Source organism: Streptomyces sp. NPDC088817 (genome assembly GCF_044750345.1).
Taxonomy (GTDB): Bacteria; Actinomycetota; Actinomycetes; order Streptomycetales; family Streptomycetaceae; genus Streptomyces.
Window position 1 is genome coordinate 17,243 of sequence record NZ_JBIVJN010000002.1, and the last position, 17,542, is coordinate 34,784.

Consider the following 17,542-nt stretch of genomic DNA (forward strand, 5'->3'; position numbering starts at 1 on the left):
CGGACGAGCGACCACACTATCGGCTGGCCAACAGGGCGGCCCGCCGCCTGTGGATAACCCACGTGCGACGGGCCGTTCGTGACGTTTTTCGGGGGGAAGCGAGCGGAGCCTGTGGTGGTTCGGCGGTCAGACGGCGGCCTTCTTCAGCCGGCGGCGCTCCCGCTCGGACAGGCCGCCCCAGATGCCGAAGCGCTCGTCGTTGGCGAGGGCGTACTCGAGGCACTCGGAGCGGACCTCGCAGGCGAGGCAGACCTTCTTGGCCTCGCGGGTCGAGCCGCCCTTCTCGGGGAAGAAGGACTCGGGGTCGGTCTGGGCGCACAGCGCGCGCTCCTGCCAGCCGAGCTCCTCGTCCGCGTCGTCGACCAGCAGTTGCTGCACCAGCTCGGTCATGTGCGCCCCTCGTCTGTCTTTCGCGTCCCCGTGATGCAGCCGTTATCTGTCCGGCTGAACGACACGAGTGAAATTACAAGTGTGCTGCTCCGGGCGAGTCAAGCCGAGATCTGCTATTGAGCCCCTTATTCACTCTGCGGAACCAAGCCCATGCGGAAAGTGTTCAAATCGGGATAAATCCTGACACGCCGCCGAGGCCCCGAGGGTCTCGCACCCCGCGCGGAGCCCGCACAGGGAAGGACGACCCGGACTTCGATCTCGTTCCGGCACAGGCACCGAAGCGACCCGGATCACGGTCTGATCACGGGATCGCAACGGGGCTTGCGCGCCCGGCATGGACGCCATGTGTCCCGGTAGCCCCGCGAGCAAACCTTTCGCCTGCGAGATGAACCGGATGAGGTGAAACATGTCCCACATTCCGGGCGTCGAGTTGACAGTGAAGGTGTGAGCCGCTGTCCTAGGGGGCATGCTCGCGAACTCGGTACTCACCTCGACCCGCACCGCCGGGTCCCGCGGTGCTGCCCACGTTCGCCACAGCTGTCGCTGTTGCGGCTGTTGAGCCCCACGCGCGCACGCGTGCTCCAGCCGTCGTCCGGTCCTCCGCGCCCGGGCCCCCGTTCCCTCTGACCTTCTTTCACCGAGGAACCCCACCCTCATGAACAGCGACAGCGACCTCCAGATCGCCGGCGACATCCTCGAAGTCCCGCATCTGCTCCAGGCCCCCCGCGAACACCCCTCCACCGTGGCCGAGTTCGTCGGGCTGGCCCGCTCCATCGCCGCCGACCGCGCCCAGTGGGCGCACCTCGTCCGCTACGACGCGACGACCCGTTGGTACCACCGGCTGCGCACCGGCCCGGGCTACGAGGTGTGGCTGCTGTCCTGGGTGCCCGGACAGGGCAGCGGACCGCACGATCACGGTCCCTCCTCCGGCGTCCTCACGGTCCTGGACGGCGAGCTGACCGAGCGCACCGCGCGGGTCACGCGCGCGTTGGGCGCGGGGGTGCAGCGCGTGTTCGCACCCGGCTACGCACACGAGGTCGTCAACGACACGCTGGAGCCGGCGGTCAGCCTGCACGTGTACTTCCCCGGTCTGACCGAGATGCCCATGCACCCCCGGTCCTCGGCCGGGGCGGCCCACTCCGCCGCACGGTGCGCGGGTGCCCTCCCCGACCCGGCGGGCGCGACCGGCGCCTGAGCCGCCCGCGGGGGACATGTCCGTCGTCCACAGGCCGCCACGCGTCGGCCCGGCGGCTGACACACTGTTTCCATGCGGATTGTGGTTCTGGCAGGCGGCATCGGTGGTGCCCGGTTCCTGCGCGGCCTGAAGCGGGCCGCGCCGGACGCGGACGTCACGGTCATCGGCAACACCGGTGACGACATCCACCTCTTCGGGCTGAAGATCTGCCCGGACCTGGACACGGTGATGTACACGCTCGGCGGCGGCATCGACGAGGAGCAGGGCTGGGGCCGGGCCGAGGAGACCTTCCATCTCAAGGAGGAGCTCGCGGCGTACGGCGTCGGACCGGACTGGTTCGGCCTCGGCGACCGCGACTTCGCCACGCACATCGTGCGCACTCAGATGATCGGCGCCGGGTATCCGCTCAGCGCGGTGACCGAGGCGCTGTGCGACCGGTGGAAGCCGGGGGTGCGGCTGATCCCGATGACCGACGACCGGGTGGAGACGCATGTCGCGGTCACGCTGCCCGACAGCGGGGCCACCCCGGGGCCCGGCGAGCGCAAGGCCGTCCACTTCCAGGAGTACTGGGTGCGGCTGCGGGCCTCGGTGCCGGCCGACGCGGTGGTGCCGGTCGGCGCGGAGCAGGCCAAGCCGGCGCCCGGGGTGCTGGAGGCGATCGCCGCGGCCGACGTGATCCTCTTCCCGCCGTCCAACCCCGTCGTCTCCATCGGCACGATCCTCGCGGTGCCCGGCATCCGCGAGGCCATCGCCGACGCCGGGGTACCGGTGGTCGGCCTGTCCCCCATCGTCGGGGACGCGCCGGTGCGCGGCATGGCCGACAAGGTCCTCGCCGCGGTCGGCGTGGAGTCCACGGCCGCGGCCGTGGCCGAGCACTACGGCTCGGGGCTGCTGGACGGCTGGCTCGTCGACACGGTCGACGGGGCCGCCATCGAGCGGGTCGAGGCCGCGGGCATCCGGTGCCGGGCGGTGCCGCTGATGATGACCGACATCGACGCCACCGCCCGGATGGCGGACGAGGCGCTCGCGCTGGCCGAGGAGGTGCGCGGGGCATGAGCGGCACGACGGAGCAGTCGCCGGCCGCCCCGGAGTTCCGGGTCTGGGCGGTGCCCGGGCTGCCCGAGGTCGCTCAGGGCGACGATCTGGCCAAGCTGATCGCCGGCGCGGAGCCCGGGCTGGCCGACGGGGACGTGCTGCTCGTCACCTCGAAGATCGTCTCCAAGGCCGAGGGGCGGCTGGTCCACGCGGCCGACCGGGAGGCCGCGATCGACGCCGAGACCGTACGGGTCGTGGCCCGGCGCGGGCCGCTGCGGATCGTGCAGAACCGGCAGGGGCACGTCATGGCGGCCGCCGGAGTCGACGCGTCCAACACTCCGTCGGGCACGGTCCTGTTGCTCCCGGAGGACCCGGACGCGTCCGCGCGCGCGATCCGGGACGGGCTGCGCGACGCCCTCGGGGTCACCGTCGGCGTGCTCGTCACCGACACCTTCGGGCGGCCCTGGCGCGCGGGACTGACCGACGTCGCCATCGGCGCCGCGGGCGTGCGCGTGCTGGACGATCTGCGCGGCGGCACCGACGCCCACGGCAACCCGCTGAGCGCCACCGTCGTCGCCACCGCGGACGAACTCGCCGCCGCGGGCGACCTGGTCAAGGGCAAGGCCGCCGGGCTGCCCGTCGCCGTGGTGCGCGGGCTGCGGCACGTGGTGGCCGAGCAGGACGGGGAAGGAGCGCGGGGCATGGTGCGGGACGCGCGCGACGACATGTTCCGGCTGGGGACCTCCGAGGCCGTGCGGGAGGCGGTGACCCAGCGGCGTACCGTGCGCTCCTTCACCGACGAGCCCGTCGACCCCGGCGCGGTACGGCGGGCGGTGGCCGCCGCGGTGACCGCGCCCGCGCCGCACCACACCACGCCGTGGCGGTTCGTGCTGCTGGAGTCCGCGCAGTCGCGCACCCGGCTGCTCGACGCGATGCGCGAGGCGTGGATCGCGGACCTGCGGCGGGACGGGAGGAGCGAGGAGTCGATCGCCCGGCGGATCCGGCGCGGGGACGTGCTGCGCAACGCGCCGTACCTCGTGGTGCCGTGCCTGGTCATGGACGGCTCGCACGAGTACGGCGACGAGCGTCGGGACGGCGCCGAGCGGGAGATGTTCGTGGTCGCCGCCGGGGCCGGGGTGCAGAACTTCCTGGTCGCGCTGGCCGGGGAGCGGCTCGGCTCGGCGTGGGTGTCCTCGACGATGTTCTGCCGGGACGTGGTGCGCGAGGCGCTGGGGCTTCCCGCGGACTGGGACCCGATGGGAGCGGTGGCCGTCGGGCATCCGGCGGAGCGGCCGAAGCCGCGGCCGGAGCGCGACGCGGGGGCGTTCGTCGTCTCCCTGTGACCGCATAGGCTCGTACGGCATCCCAAGGCAACCCTGGATCTCACTCGTGGCAGGACGTTTCGCTCCGCGGCCCCCGCGTCCGACCGTGCGCGGCGGGCACGCCGGCGTACCCGCGGCCGTGCCCCGGCAGGCCGCCGCGCCGGGCCAGGCGCGCGCCTGGACGCCGGACGGGCCGCTGGACCTGGGGCTCGTGCTCGGGCCGCTGCGGCGGGGGCAGGGCGACCCCACGTTCCGGGCGACGCCGGACGGCTCGGTGTGGCGCACCGGCCGCACACCGCTCGGACCCGGGACGCTGCGCGTCTCCGCCCGTGGCGGGGAGGTGCGCGGCGAGGCGTGGGGGCCGGGGGCCGCGTGGCTGCTGGAGCAACTGCCCGAGTTGCTCGGGGCCACCGACGACCCGTCCGCGTTCGTACCGCGGCACCGGCTGCTGGCGCTGACCCGCCACCGCCGGCCGGGGCTGCGGCTGACGCGGACCGGGCTGGTGCTGGAGTCGCTGATCCCCTCGGTCCTGGAACAGAAGGTGACGACGGTCGAGGCATACGCGGCCTGGCGGACGCTGGTGCGCACGTTCGGGGAGCCGGCGCCCGGGCCCGCCCCCAACGGGATGTACGTCATGCCGGCGGCGCGGACCTGGGCGCTGATCCCGTCGTGGGAGTGGCACCGGGCCGGGGTCGACGACAAGCGGGCGTCTACCGTGCTGCGGGCGGTGCGGGTGGCCGCGCGGCTGGAGGAGTCGGCGCGGATGACTCCGGAGCGGGCGCGGGAGCGCCTGGAACTGGTGCCCGGCATCGGGCCGTGGACGTCGGCGGAGACCGTGCAGCGCAGTCATGGCGCGGCGGACGCCGTGACGGTCGGCGATCTGCACCTGCCGGGAGTCGTGGGCTGGGCGCTGGCCGGGAACCGGAACGCGGACGACGCGGAGATGCTGCGCCTGCTGGAGCCGTACGCCGGGCAGCGGCACCGGGCGGCCCGGCTGATCCTGATGAGCGGGCGGATACCGCCCCGTCGGGCGCCGCGGATGCCGAGGGGCGACATCGGGCGCCTGTGAGCCGGGGCGTCCTGGGGCCTGCCCGTCCCCAGAGCCGGGGGCCTCGAAGGCCGGGCAGGCGCCCCGCGGCGCCCGCGGCGCGAGTGCCGGGCTACTGGTCCGAGGAGAACCTCACCGAACCGGCCGGGATCGTCGCGTCGCACCACACTCTCGCGCCGTTCCTCAGCTCGTTGTCCGCGCCGACCACCGCCCCGTCGCCGACGACCGTGCCGCTCAGGACGGAGCGGGTGCCGACGCGGGCGCGGCTGCCGATGAGGGAGTCGGTGACGACGGCCCCGGACTCGATGACGGCACCGGGCAGGATCGCGCTGCCGAACACCCGCGCGCCCTCGGCGACGAACGCTCCCTCGCCCACCACCGTGCCGCCGGTCAGCTTGGCCCCGGGGGCTACGACGGCCGTGGGCAGGATCAGACGGTCGCCGCAGCGACCGGGCACGGCCGGGGAGGGCGCGCGGCCGAGGACCAGGTCCGCGGAGCCGCGTACGAAGGCGGCCGGGGTGCCCAGGTCCAGCCAGTAGGTGGAGTCGACCATGCCCTGCAGGTGGGCGCCCGCCGCGAGCAGTTCGGGGAACGTCTCCCGCTCCACCGACACCGGCCGGCCGTGCGGGATCGTGTCGATGACCGAGCGCCGGAAGACGTAGGCCCCCGCGTTGATCTGGTCGGTGACGATCTCCTCGGGGGTCTGCGGCTTCTCCAGGAAGGCGAGGACGCGGCCGGTCCCGTCGGTCGGGACCAGACCGTAGGCGCGGGGGTCCGGCACCTTGGTGAGGTGCAGGGAGACGTCCGCGCCCGTCGTCCCGTGGGTGCGCACCAGCGCCCGGATGTCCAGTCCGGTCAGGATGTCGCCGTTGAAGACGAGGACCGGCTCGTCGGGGCCGGAGCGCAGGAGGGGGGCGACGTTGCGGATGGCGCCGCCCGTGCCCAGGGGCTCCTCCTCGGTCACGTACTCCAGGTGGAGCCCGAGCGAGGAGCCGTCGCCGAAGTACGGCTCGAAGACCTCGGCCAGATAGGAGGTGGCGAGCACGACGTGCTCGACGCCCGCCGCTCTCGCCCGCGCCAGCTGGTGGGTGAGGAAGGGCACTCCCGCCGCCCGCACCATCGGCTTCGGCGTGTGCACCGTGAGGGGGCGCAGCCGTGTTCCCTTGCCGCCGACCAGGAGGATCGCTTCTGTCACCTGTCGTCTCCGCTTCCTGTTCGTCCTCGGTCCGCCCTCAGCGGCCCTGGTAGCGCGCGGCGGCCGAGCGGACGGCGCCGAGCTTGCCGTAGAGCTGCTGTCCCGGGCAGTCGGTGGCGAAGCCGTCCCGGTGGCCGGAGATCACATTCAGGCGTACGCTCTTCCCTTTTTGGTAGAGGTTGCCACCACCGGACGTCAGATATGTCTTTCCGAGGGGATTCATCCCGTGGAGGCCCAGCTTCCACGCGGTCAGCCGTGCCAGGGCCGTCACCGCGGCCGAGGAGGGCTTGGCGGTGTCGTAGGTGCCGATGACGGCGATGCCCGCGCTGTTGCTGTTGAACCCCATGGTGTGGGCGCCCAGCACGGCCTTCGCCACCCCGCCGGCCCTGCCCTCGTAGATGGTCCCGCACTTGTCGACCAGGAAGTTGTAGCCGAGGTCGCGCCAGCCCATGCTCCTGACGTGGTAGCGGTAGATGCCGCGGATCACCGCCGGGGCCTGCGCGCAGGTGTAGTTGTTGCCGGAGGCGGTGTGGTGCACGAACGCCGCCTTGACCTTCTGGGTGTAGACGAAGCCCCGCTCGCGCAGGGACTCGTCCGCGCCCCAGCCGTGGCGCGTGACGATACCCGGCCGCGGTCCTACGGGGGCCCGGGCGCTCAGGGCCCGCGTCGTGGACGGGGTGCCGGGGTCGACGAGTTCCAGGTGCAGCCCCTCGGGCAGCGGGACCGGACGGGCGGCCGGGTCGCGGCTCCCGGCATCGGCGCGGACGCGTACGTCGACGCCGTCGCAGTCACCCACCCACAGCGGCGCGGTGGCCCCGTGCACATGCCCGGAGGTGCGCTCGGCCGTGCCGGGGTCGGCGCCGTGGTCGCCGTTGTGCGTGTCGAGGTCCTGCCAGCCGGACCAGGCGCCGGTGGCGGCGGAGCGGGTGCGGATCCGGACGGTGCCGTGCAGCTCGGCGTCCGGGTCGTTCCAGACGACGCCCGCCAGTGAGAAGCGGCGGACGTCCGTGCGGCGCAGGCCCTGTTCGAGGGCGGCGCCGCCGGGATCGGGGTCACGGGTGAGCGGGGCGAGGGGCAGGGACCGGGTGCTGCCGCCGGCGGCCGCCGCCCCGGCCGCCGGTGCCGGCTGAGCGCTCGCCCGACCGCCCGTCAGGCCCGGCGCGATGGCGAGGGCGGCCGTGCACGTGACACCGATCGAGGAGGCGAGGAATCCGTATCGACGCATGCCGCTGATCCTGGACATGGTCAGACAAACCTGTCCATCGGGGACTTGACGGGCCGTCGGCTGCCGTTGCGCCGAACCGGTGGCCCGCGCCTGGCCCGCCACGCGGTGCGCGCGACCGGCGCCGCGTACGCTTGCGTGGGTGAACGCCACCGAACGCACCCCTGCCGACCTGCTGCGTTCCGCGCTCGCCGCGGATCCCGGACGCCCGCTGGTGACCTTCTACGACGACGCCACGGGCGAACGCGTCGAATTGTCCGTGGCCACCTTCTCCAATTGGGTGGCCAAGACCGCGAACCTCCTCCAGGGAGACCTCGGCACCGGACCCGGCGACCGGGTCGCGCTGCTGCTGCCGTCGCACTGGCAGACGGCGGTGTGGCTGCTGGCGTGCGCGTCGGTGGGCGCGACGGCCGACGTCGGCGGGAACCCGGGCGCGGCCGACGTCGTGGTCAGCGGTCCCGACACGCTGGACGCGGCCCGCGCCTGCTCCGGGGAGCGGGTGGCGCTGGCGCTGCGGCCGCTGGGCGGGCGTTTCCCGCAGCCGCCGCAGGGCTTCATGGACTACGCCGTCGAGGTGCCCGGGCAGGGCGACGTGTTCGCGCCCTTCGCACCGGTGGACCCGGAGGAGCCGGCGCTGATCGTGGCCGGGGCCGAGTACACGGCGGCCGAGGTCGTGGAGCGGGCCCGCGGCGACGCCCCGGAACTGAACCTGACCGGTCCGGGCTCCCGCCTGCTGTCGGCGCTGCCGTACGACACCTGGGAGGGCCTCAGCGCGGGCCTGTACGCGCCGCTCACCGCCGGCGCCTCGGTCGTCCTGTGCCGCAACCTGGACCGTCTGCCCGAAGACGCCCTCGCCAAGCGCATCGAGTCCGAACGGGTCACGGCCACGGCCCGATGACGCGACCGGGCCCCGCGCCCGAATCTCCGCACCACTCCTTCGCCCCGAATCCCGCGGAATGCTGGATTCGGGGCGAACGGCACTAATTCCGCCGCCGAGGGGATTCGGATTCCGGGCCGGAAAGGGATTCACCTACGCAGTCGCACGACTACGGTGGGTATTCCGAGGGCTTGTGCGCGACGCGTGCCGAGTGCTGGAGCGGCCCCCGGCACGCACCCCGATCCACGCCGCCGTTCCACGACAACACCGCCAACTCCGGGCCCCCTGGGGGTAAAGCCACGGCCAAAGGCGAACTTTTGTCCAAGGAAATGGGCGAATTGCCCCCTTGTGGGGAAGTGGAATTTGTCACCAGCGTCGCTCGATGTTGAATCAGCCGGATAGTGTGAGCGATCCGGTGCGACTGACCGCGAGGTCTTCCTGGGGTCGAGCACTGTGCGAAGCAGACCTGGCGCCGAGAAGGGCAGGCGCCGCGTGGCCCCGACGGAGGATTCGGACAACCGTGGACGCGCAAGGCCGTGGGCGGGCGGACAATGTCGACCCCGCAGACCAGTGGGTAATCAACCCGGACACCGGCGAATACGAACTGCGACTGACCCCTTCCGCTCCGCAGTCTGCGGTGCCGGGTCCCCGTAGACCGTCCGCCGGCAGGGCCAGGGGCAACGCGTCCGGGGAGCACCCGGCGGCGCCCGGCGGGCAGAAGACCCGCGAGGCCGCTCCCGCCGAAACGGTGCCCGCGCCGCGCCGGCGCCGGGCGGCGCCGGCGGAGGAGGAGCCGACGCCAGGACGGCGGGGCCGCCGGCCGGAGAAGAAGAAGTCGAAGACCAAGAAGGTCCTGATGTGGACCGGCGGCACCATGGCGCTCGTCGTGGTGGCCGCAGGCACGACCGCCTACCTCTTCTTCAAGCACCTCGAGGGCAACGTCACCACCACCGACGTGGGCAGCGCGGCCAAGAACGGCTTCAGCAAGGACGAAGCCTTCAACATACTGATCATCGGCACGGACAAGCGGACCGGCAAAGGCAACGAGGGCTACGGCGACAAGGGCAGCGTGGGCCACGCCGACACCAACGTCCTGCTGCACGTCTCCAAGGACCGTACGAACGCGACCGCGCTGAGCATCCCGCGCGACCTGATCGTGGACGTCCCGGACTGCCCGACCAAGCAGCCCGACGGCAGTACGAAGGTCGTCCCCGGAACGACCGGCGTCCGCTTCAACACGAGCCTCGGCCAGGACGGCCGCGACCCGGGCTGCACCATGCGCACGGTCAAAGAGGTCACCGGCATTCAGCCCGACCACTTCATGATGGCCGACTTCAACGCGGTCAAGACGCTGACGACGGCGGTCGACGGAGTCGACGTGTGCCTCAAGCACGCTGTGAACGACAACAAATCGCACCTGAACCTGCCCGCCGGCAAGTCCAAAGTCGAGGGCGAGGAGGCGCTGGCCTTCGTGCGCACCCGGCACGCCTGGGGCAACCAGGGCGACCTGGACCGCATCAAGGTGCAGCAGCAGTTCCTCAGCTCGCTGATGCGCAAGATGGCCTCCGGGGACACGCTCACCGACCCGGCCAAGCTCTTCGACCTGGCGAACGCCGCCACCAAGGCGCTGACCGTCGACACCGGCATCGGCAAGGTCAGCACCCTCACGGACGTGGCGCTGGAGCTGAAGAAAGTGCCGACGAAGAACATCACCTTCCTGACGGTGCCGGTGGTCGACAACCCGGCCGAGAAGGTCCGCGCGACGGTCGTCGTCGACAAGAACACCGCGCCCGAGGTCTTCAACGCCATCGCCAACGACGTCTCCTTCACCGACGTGAAGAAGAAGCAGAAGGCCGACAAGAGCGCCGCAGCCGCCCGGCTCAAGGGCACCCAGTCCGAGGCCTCCGAGGTCCGGGTCCGGGTCTTCAACGGAGGGGCCGCCTCCGGTGCCGCCGGGGAGACCGTCGCCTGGCTGCAGAACTCCGTGGGCGTGCTCAAGTCGGAGAACGCGGCCAACGCGCCCGGGGAAATCCCCAAGACCACGCTCGAGTACGCGCCCGACCAGGCGCCGCAGGCACGCAAGCTCGCTGCGCTCATGGGACTGTCCGGGGCCGCGCTGAAGCCGGGCAAGAGCTTCACCAACTCCCAGGGGCTCCCCACGATGACGCTGACCCTGGGCAAGGACTTCAAGGGTGCCGGCGTGCCGCTCACCCCGCCGACGAAGGCCCCCGATGTCGACGGGAAGTCCACGGCGGACAAGGTTCAGTGCGCAAGTTGAGCGCACAGCACCACCTTATGGGCCTGCCATGCGTCTAACCCGGCGCATGGCAGGCCTGTTTCATGGCATGGCACCAGGGTGGGAGGACGGGGAGTGACGCAGAGCAGTCTGCGCGGGGAGGACTCGGCGGTCGAGGAAGCGATACCTCCCGCGCCGCGCAAGGGCAGCGCATCGGACGGCCGCGGCCGGCACGGCGGTGGAGGACGCGGCGGGAAGAGGCGTGGCACCGCTGGCAGAAGCCCCGCGCGGCGCGTACTGCGCTGGTCGGCCACGGTGCTCGCGCTGGTCGTGCTCGGCACGGCCGGTGCCGGATACCTCTACTACCAGCACCTGAACGACAACATCCGCAAGGGCGCGCGCAGCAGCGGCGACTCCAAGGCGCAGCGGTCGAGGCCGAACGCGGCCGGCCAGACGCCCATGAACATCCTGCTGATCGGTTCCGACAGCCGTAACTCCGACGCGAACGTCGCGCTGGGCGGCAGCCGGGACAATCGCGGCACCCCGCCGCGGGCCGATGTGCAGATGGTCATCCACCTGGCCGCGGACCGCAAGAGCGCCGCCGTGGTGAGCATCCCGCGGGACACCCGGGTCGACATCCCCAAGTGCACCGACCCCGACACCGGCGAGGTCTATCCGCCGGTCAACCAGATCATCAACGAGTCGCTGGCCCGCGGCGGCGCCGGCTGCACGCTCGCCACCTGGGAGAGCCTCACCGGTGTGTACATCGACCACTGGATGACGATCGACTTCGCGGGCGTGGTGAAGATGGCGGACGCCATCGGCGGCGTCGAGGTCTGCACGAAGCAGAACGTGTGGGACCACCCCACGCCCTTGGCGCCCGGCGGCTCCGGTCTGAAACTGAAGGCGGGCAAGCAGAAGGTCCAGGGCAAGCAGGCCCTGCAGTGGCTGCGCACCCGGCACGCCTGGGGCAGCGACCAGATGCGGGCCAGGGGCCAGCACATGTACCTGAACTCGATGATCCGCACGCTGCAGCACCAGAACGTCTTCACCGACACCGGCCGGCTGATGAACCTGGCGGAGACGGCCACGAAGTCGCTCGAGGTCTCCGAGGAGATCGGCAACGTCAAGAAGCTGTACGACCTCGGGATGCAGCTCAAGACGATCCCCAGCGACCGCATCACCATGACCACGATGCCCAACATCGAGGACTGGAAGGACAAGAACCACCTGCTCCCGGACGGCGCGAACGCCGCGAAGATGTGGAAGATGCTCCGCGACGACGTGCCCTTCGACGACAAGGGCACGTCGCCTGCCGCGAAGAAGCAGACCGGCAAGGACGCGGCGGCCAGGACTCCCTCGGTCCCGGCCGACCGGCTGGGCGTCCTGGTGCAGAACGCCACCCGCACCGCCACCGCGGCCCCGGTCGGTGGCCGGGCGCGGGAGATCAGCCAGGAACTGGCGGGCAAGGGCTTCCCCCGGGCCGCCGCGGACACCTCGCCGGCGCTGGCGGAGGACGAGACGCTCGTGCGCTATCCGAGCGCGGACATGGAGGGCGACGCGCAGAGCGTCGCCAAGGCCCTCGGGATTCCGCTGAGTTCGGTGCGCAAGTCGACCGACGTCTCCGGTGTCACGGTCGTCGTCGGCGCCGACTGGCGTACGGGGACCGCCTATCCGAAGGAGGCCACGCCGAAGCCCGGCGACCTGCCCGAAAACTCCGACGCCATCAACGGCTCGGACGAGAACCAGTGCATGGACGTGTACGCGCCCTACCGCTGGTAGCGCGAACAGGGCCCCTCTCCCGGGAGAGGGGCCCTGCGGAACTTCTGGCGGGAACGCTCAGTCGGCGGCGGGGACCGCCGGCCGTCGTGCGGCGATGACCCTCCTGGCCAGGGACCTGGGGCTGGTCAGGAAGCCCCAGCCCCAGGACATGTGCATGGTGGCCAGGGCGACCGGGATGCGCAGCCGGGCGGCCAGGGGAAGGTTCCTGCCCGCGGGGAGCGAGCCGGCGGCGATCGCCGCCAGGTAGCCGCCGGGGATCACCAGGGCCCACGGGGTCAGGGCGGCGCCCACCACGATTCCGGCCGCGATGGCGCACACCGCGGCCGGTGGGGCGAGGTAGCGCAGGTTGATGGAGCCCTGGTGGTAGCGGGCGACCACGTGCCGCCAGCGGCCGTAGTTCTTGTACTGCTTGGCGAGCGCCCGCACGTTCGGGCGGGGCCGGTAGGACACCCGCAGTTCGGGCGAGAACCAGATCAGGCCGCCCGCCTCCCGGATGCGGAAGTTGAGCTCCCAGTCCTGGGCCCGGATGAACTCCTCGTTGTAGCCGCCCTGTTGCTCAAGGGCCGCGCGGCGGAAGACACCCAGGTAGACCGTCTCGGCCGGGCCGGCCTGGCCGCCGGTGTGGAAGGCGGCGTTGCCCACCCCGATCTTCGAGGTCATGGCGGCGGCGACGGCGTGCTCCCAGGCGTTCTCGCCCTCGGCGTGCATGATGCCGCCGACGTTCTGCGCGCCGGTCTCCTCGAGGAGCCGTACCGCCGTGGCGATGTAGTCCGGCGAGAGCATCCCGTGGCCGTCGACACGGACCACGATCGGATGGCGGGAGGCCTTGATCGCGGCATTGAGCGCGGCGGGGGTGCGGCCGGTGGGGTTCGGGACCGTGTGCACGCGCGGGTCGTCGGCCACGAGTCCGGCGGCGATCTCGTCCGTGCGGTCCGTGGACGGGCCGAGGGCGATCACCACCTCCATCTCGCCGTCGTACTCCTGCGCGAGGATCGCTTCGACGGCTCCGCGCAGGTGCCGCTCCTCGTCGAGGACGGGCATGATCACAGAAACGGCGGGGAGCCGCACGTCGGGCTTGGCGTTCATCGGTGCTCACGTTACCGCGAACGGGGGACACCGTTGCGCGCCGTGGGGGTCACTGCGCCGGTCAGCAGATCGTATGGCCCTACGGTGCTCACGGTGCCCACCCACGCCTATGCGGAGGTGTCTCCATGCCCACCACGCCGTCCCGGCCCCGCCCGCGGTCACCGCGCCCCCCGCAGCGCCGCCCCGCAGCGCCGCGGCCGGCCCGGGTCCCGTACGCGTCCGTCCCGCGTAAAAGACCACGCTGGGCCATGCGAGCGGCGACCACACTGTCGGTGGTGGTGCTCGCCTCCGCCGGGATCGGGCACGCGGTGGTCTCCAGCCTGGACGCGGACATCGCCCGGGTCGACCCCTTCAGGGACATGAAGAACCGCCCGCGCGCGGGCCACGGCATGAACGTGCTGCTGGTCGGCACCGACGGCCGGGACCGGATCACCGAGCAGGAGCGGCGCCAGTACCGGCTGGGCGGCAAGGCCTGCCACTGCACCGACACGATGATGATCGTGCACGTGTCGCAGGACCGGCAGCGGGCCAGCGTGGTGAGCCTGCCCCGGGACTCCTACGCCGAGCTCGCCGGCCACGTCGACCAGAACTCGGGCCGGCGGCACGGACCGCACCCCGTCAAGCTCAACGCGGCGTACGCGGAGGGCGGGCCCCATCTGACCGTGCGCACGGTCGAGGACCTGACCCGTCTGAAGATCGACCACTATCTGGAGGTGGACTTCACCACGTTCATGCGGACCGTGGACGTCCTCGGCGGGGTGCAGATCTGCACCTCCGAACCGATGCGGGACAGCTACTCGGGCCTGGACCTGGCCGCGGGCACGCACACGCTCTCCGGCGGCCAGGCCCTGCAGTACGTCCGCTCCCGGCACGTCGACGGGGCCAGCGACCTGGGCCGGATGAAGCGCCAGCAGCGCTTCCTGGCCGCCCTGATCGAGCAGGCGGCCTCCTCCCGGGTGCTGCTGAACCCCATGAAGTTCCGGAACGTGGCGCTGACCGTGCTGGGCTCGGTGCGCGCGGACCAGGGGTTCCACACCGACGAGCTGCTGGACCTCGGGCGGGCGATGCGCAACTTCTCTCCGTCCTCCTCGGAGTTCACCACCGTCCCGATCGCGCAGCCGTCGTATCCCGTCAAGGGCCTCGGCTCGACGGTGAAGTGGGACCGGACAAAGGCCGACCGGCTCTTCCAGGCGCTGCGCGAGGACCGGCCGCTGACCGTGCGCCGGCCGCGGCCGGCGAACCCTCCGGTGAGCGTGCAGGTCGCCCCGCAGCAGATCCGCGTCCAGGTGGAGAACGGCACCACCGCCGCCGGGCTCGGCAATCGGGTGGACCAGGCGCTGGCCGCGGCCGGGTTCCGTACGACGGGGGCGCCCGCGGACGCCGAGGACCGCACCGCGCGCCGCACGGTCGTGCTCTACGACCCCCGGTGGGACCGGTCGGCGAAGTCGCTCGCCGCGGCGCTGCCGGGCAGTGAGCTGCGGGCCGTGCCGGGGCAGGGGCCCACGCTCAAGGTGATCGCGGGAAGCGACTACCGCCAGGTGCGTCCGGTGCGGGTGGAGGACCCGGAGCAGGGTGCCGCGACGGTCATGACGGGCGACGAGGTGCTGTGCGGCTGACGGAGTGAGGACCGGCCGGGCGGCCGTCAGTCCTCGAAGCCCTCGGCGGCGCGCCTCTCGCGCAGTTCCTTGATGGCGCGGCGGCGGGCCAGGCGGTGGGTGCGGCGGATCTGGGCCTCCTGGTTGCGCCGCCGGTCCCGGTCGGTCTCGGGCATCACCGGCGGCACGGGGCGCGGCTTGCCGTCGGCGTCCACGGCGGTGAAGACCAGGTAGGCGGAGCCGACGCGGGTGGTCGGGGTGGACTCGTTCCAGCGTTCGGCGAGGACCCGCACGCCGACCTCCATGGAGGTGCGGCCGGTCCAGTTGACCTGGGCCTTGACATGGACGAGGTCGCCGACCCGGACGGGTTCGAGGAACACCATCTCGTCCATGGACGCCGTGACGGCGGGTCCGCCGCTGTGCCGCCCGGCCACCGCGCCCGCCGCGTCGTCGACCAGCTTCATGATCACACCGCCGTGCACCGTCCCCAGCAGGTTGGTGTCGTTGTGGGTCATGATGTGGCTCAGGGTGGTCCGGGACGCCGAAGTCGGCTTGCCGGGGATGTCCGATATCTCGGACTCGGCGGTGGAGGCCTGCTCTGTCATGACCCCTACCTTATGCCGAGGCGGCATCCGGGGAATTTTGTGTCAGCTTGGCAACAGCGGCGCCCTTATTCGCCGACGGCCCTTGTAAGGCACACAGCGGTGCCCTGCACACTGGGGCGCATGACTGATTGGCCCCAGGGGCGGTCCGGCGGCGACCGCGGACCCCGATACGGACGCGGCAGCGCCGGCGCGACGCCGGAAGGGGCGCGTGTGATGCGCCAGGTACGGCGCGGCGGCCCGGGTGGCCCCGCAGGGCAGGGCGGGTATCCGGGACCCGGCGGCCCCGGCCCCTCGGCACCGCCGTACGGCATCCCGCAGCAGCCGTCGTACGTCGGCGGAGGGGGATACGACGATCCCGGCGGCTACGACGGCTACAGCTCCGGCCACGTCTACGGCGGTCCCGGCGGACCGGGCGGCGGTGACCAGCGGGCCTACCGTCCCGCGCCGAACTGGCGCCGCCGCTTCAAGTGGTCCGTGATCACCCTGGTCACGCTGCTGGTGGTGACCTCGGTCGCGACCTACTTCTGGGCCGACTCCAAGCTCCGCCGCGAGGTCGACCTGTCCAAGGTCATCGACCGCCCGGAGGCCGGCAAGGGCACGAACTACCTCATAGTCGGCTCCGACAGCCGTGAGGGCCTGTCCTCGGAGCAGAAGAAGGACCTGCACACCGGGTCGGCCGAGGGCAAGCGCACGGACTCGATGATGATCCTGCACACCGGCGACAACGGCGACACGCTGATATCCCTGCCACGCGACTCCAACGTCACGATCCCGCAGTTCCGCGGCTCGGAGTCCGGCAAGATCAAGGGCCCGCTCGGACCGAACAAGCTGAACGCGGCCTACGCCTTCGACGGCCCGGAGCTGCTGGTCCGCACCGTCGAGTACAACACCGGACTGCACATAGACCACTACGTGGAGATCGGCTTCGCCGGCTTCGCGAACATCGTGGACGCGGTCGGCGGCGTGGAACTCACCATCGACAAGGGCTTCAAGGACAAGTACTCGGGCGCCGACTTCAAGGCGGGCAAGCAGACGCTGGACGGCCGGCAGGCCCTGGCCTTCGTCCGCACCCGGCACGCCTTCGCCGCCTCCGACCTGGAGCGCACCAAGAACCAGCAGAAGTTCCTCGCCGCCCTGGCCCACGAGGTGGCGACCCCGTCGACCGTCCTGAACCCGTTCAAGCTCTACCCGACGCTGGGCGCGGGCCTGGACTCCCTGATCGTCGACAAGGACATGAGCCTGTGGAATCTGGCCTCCATGTTCTGGGCGATGAAGAACGTCAGCGGCGGCGACGGCACCTCCATGAACATGCCGATATCCGGCTCCACCGGCGGCAACCTCGTCTGGGACATGCCGAAGGTCAAGACTCTGGTCAACGAGCTGAAGAACGACGAGAAGGTCACGGTCACGGGCAACTGACCCGGGCCCTCTCCCAGGAGAGCCCCGCGGTGCCGGCCGGCACCGCGGGGCTTTCGCCGTCCGGTCGGGCTCAGGTCACATCCTGACGCCCGCCATCGCGCGGCACATCTCCGCGCAGCGGCGACACGCCTCCGCACAGCGGATCATCATCTTGTCCTCGGGCATGGACATACACGCCTCGGCGCACATGTCGCAGGCCTTGGCGCACATCGCGCACATCTCGGCCGCCATGGGCGAGCGGCGCATCATCATGTCCGCGCACATGCGGGTCATCTCGGAGCAGTCCATGACCGCGCGCATGATCTGCATCTGCGCCTGGCCGCCCATCTGCATGCAGCCGCTCATGGCCTCCTCGCAGACGGTGTGGCACGTCATGCAGGCCTGGACGCAGTCCTGCATCTCCTTGCTCATGGGGGTCATGGTTCCGGGCTGGGTCATGGCTCCTCCTGGGGGGTGAAGGGCACCGGGTCGGGGCCCTGTTCACTTCCGTCGTACGCCCGCCCGGACCCCCGCGCCATCCGGCACGGACCCCGCA

General features: G+C 71.8%; 15 protein-coding genes. 9 read left to right on the forward strand and 6 right to left on the reverse strand.

What is annotated here, in order from left to right; all coding sequences use genetic code 11:
- Window positions 1-126: 126 nt before the first annotated feature.
- Window positions 127-390, reverse strand: a complete 264-nt coding sequence (locus tag ACIP4X_RS03695; protein ID WP_003975777.1) for a WhiB family transcriptional regulator — start codon at window positions 388-390, stop codon at window positions 127-129.
- Window positions 391-1,045: 655 nt separating this feature from the next.
- On the opposite strand from ACIP4X_RS03695, the gene ACIP4X_RS03700 reads away from it, so the two are divergent.
- The 4 genes from ACIP4X_RS03700 to ACIP4X_RS03715 all read left to right on the forward strand — a co-directional run bounded on the left by ACIP4X_RS03700 (window position 1,046) and on the right by ACIP4X_RS03715 (window position 5,011).
- The gene (locus ACIP4X_RS03700; protein WP_358734805.1) at window positions 1,046-1,585 is read left to right on the forward strand and encodes a cysteine dioxygenase family protein; all 540 of its coding nucleotides are present in this window, start codon (window positions 1,046-1,048) and stop codon (window positions 1,583-1,585) included.
- Window positions 1,586-1,657: 72 nt separating this feature from the next.
- A complete protein-coding gene (gene cofD / locus ACIP4X_RS03705; protein WP_391453878.1) occupies window positions 1,658-2,641 on the forward strand; it encodes a 2-phospho-L-lactate transferase in 984 nt (327 codons plus the stop codon).
- On the forward strand, window positions 2,638-3,963 hold the full coding sequence (locus ACIP4X_RS03710) for a coenzyme F420-0:L-glutamate ligase (RefSeq protein ID WP_358734809.1): 1,326 nt from the start codon (window positions 2,638-2,640) through the stop codon (window positions 3,961-3,963). Before cofD ends, ACIP4X_RS03710 begins: the two co-directional genes overlap by 4 nt.
- Before the next feature lie 46 nt (window positions 3,964-4,009).
- Window positions 4,010-5,011 carry a DNA-3-methyladenine glycosylase family protein gene (locus tag ACIP4X_RS03715; RefSeq protein WP_391453880.1) on the forward strand — a complete coding sequence of 334 codons (1,002 nt, stop codon included), beginning with the start codon at window positions 4,010-4,012 and terminating at the stop codon, window positions 5,009-5,011.
- 91 nt (window positions 5,012-5,102) lie between these two features.
- Here the strand turns inward: ACIP4X_RS03715 and ACIP4X_RS03720 are convergent, their stop codons facing one another.
- Complete coding sequence (locus tag ACIP4X_RS03720) at window positions 5,103-6,185, reverse strand: NDP-sugar synthase (protein ID WP_358734812.1); 1,083 nt, start codon at window positions 6,183-6,185, stop codon at window positions 5,103-5,105.
- A gap of 37 nt (window positions 6,186-6,222) precedes the next feature.
- Entirely contained in the window at window positions 6,223-7,410 is a 1,188-nt protein-coding gene (locus ACIP4X_RS03725) for an N-acetylmuramoyl-L-alanine amidase (RefSeq protein ID WP_391453887.1), read from the reverse strand.
- A 139-nt stretch (window positions 7,411-7,549) separates the two neighbouring features.
- On the opposite strand from ACIP4X_RS03725, the gene ACIP4X_RS03730 reads away from it, so the two are divergent.
- From ACIP4X_RS03730 to ACIP4X_RS03740, 3 genes are all read left to right on the forward strand, one after another.
- On the forward strand, window positions 7,550-8,305 hold the full coding sequence (locus tag ACIP4X_RS03730; protein WP_391453889.1) for a TIGR03089 family protein: 756 nt from the start codon (window positions 7,550-7,552) through the stop codon (window positions 8,303-8,305).
- A 499-nt stretch (window positions 8,306-8,804) separates the two neighbouring features.
- Window positions 8,805-10,562: an LCP family protein gene (locus ACIP4X_RS03735; RefSeq protein ID WP_401346470.1), complete on the forward strand. Its 1,758-nt coding sequence runs from the start codon at window positions 8,805-8,807 to the stop codon at window positions 10,560-10,562.
- 93 nt (window positions 10,563-10,655) lie between these two features.
- A complete protein-coding gene (locus tag ACIP4X_RS03740) occupies window positions 10,656-12,302 on the forward strand; it encodes an LCP family protein (RefSeq protein ID WP_358734819.1) in 1,647 nt (548 codons plus the stop codon).
- Between the two features lie 57 nt (window positions 12,303-12,359).
- On the opposite strand, the gene ACIP4X_RS03745 is transcribed toward ACIP4X_RS03740, so the two are convergent.
- The gene (locus ACIP4X_RS03745; protein WP_358734820.1) at window positions 12,360-13,388 is read right to left on the reverse strand and encodes a glycosyltransferase family 2 protein; all 1,029 of its coding nucleotides are present in this window, start codon (window positions 13,386-13,388) and stop codon (window positions 12,360-12,362) included.
- Window positions 13,389-13,513: 125 nt separating this feature from the next.
- Here ACIP4X_RS03745 and ACIP4X_RS03750 point away from each other — a divergent pair, with 125 nt between their 5' ends.
- On the forward strand, window positions 13,514-15,004 hold the full coding sequence (locus tag ACIP4X_RS03750) for an LCP family protein (RefSeq protein ID WP_401346475.1): 1,491 nt from the start codon (window positions 13,514-13,516) through the stop codon (window positions 15,002-15,004).
- A 26-nt stretch (window positions 15,005-15,030) separates the two neighbouring features.
- On the opposite strand, the gene ACIP4X_RS03755 is transcribed toward ACIP4X_RS03750, so the two are convergent.
- Window positions 15,031-15,588, reverse strand: a complete 558-nt coding sequence (locus tag ACIP4X_RS03755) for an acyl-CoA thioesterase (RefSeq protein ID WP_358734822.1) — start codon at window positions 15,586-15,588, stop codon at window positions 15,031-15,033.
- 120 nt (window positions 15,589-15,708) lie between these two features.
- Here ACIP4X_RS03755 and ACIP4X_RS03760 point away from each other — a divergent pair, with 120 nt between their 5' ends.
- Window positions 15,709-17,007, forward strand: coding sequence for an LCP family protein (locus ACIP4X_RS03760; RefSeq protein WP_358734823.1), 1,299 nt, complete (start codon window positions 15,709-15,711; stop codon window positions 17,005-17,007).
- Window positions 17,008-17,082: 75 nt separating this feature from the next.
- On the opposite strand, the gene ACIP4X_RS03765 is transcribed toward ACIP4X_RS03760, so the two are convergent.
- The gene (locus tag ACIP4X_RS03765; protein ID WP_358734825.1) at window positions 17,083-17,445 is read right to left on the reverse strand and encodes a four-helix bundle copper-binding protein; all 363 of its coding nucleotides are present in this window, start codon (window positions 17,443-17,445) and stop codon (window positions 17,083-17,085) included.
- Window positions 17,446-17,542: the final 97 nt, after the last annotated feature.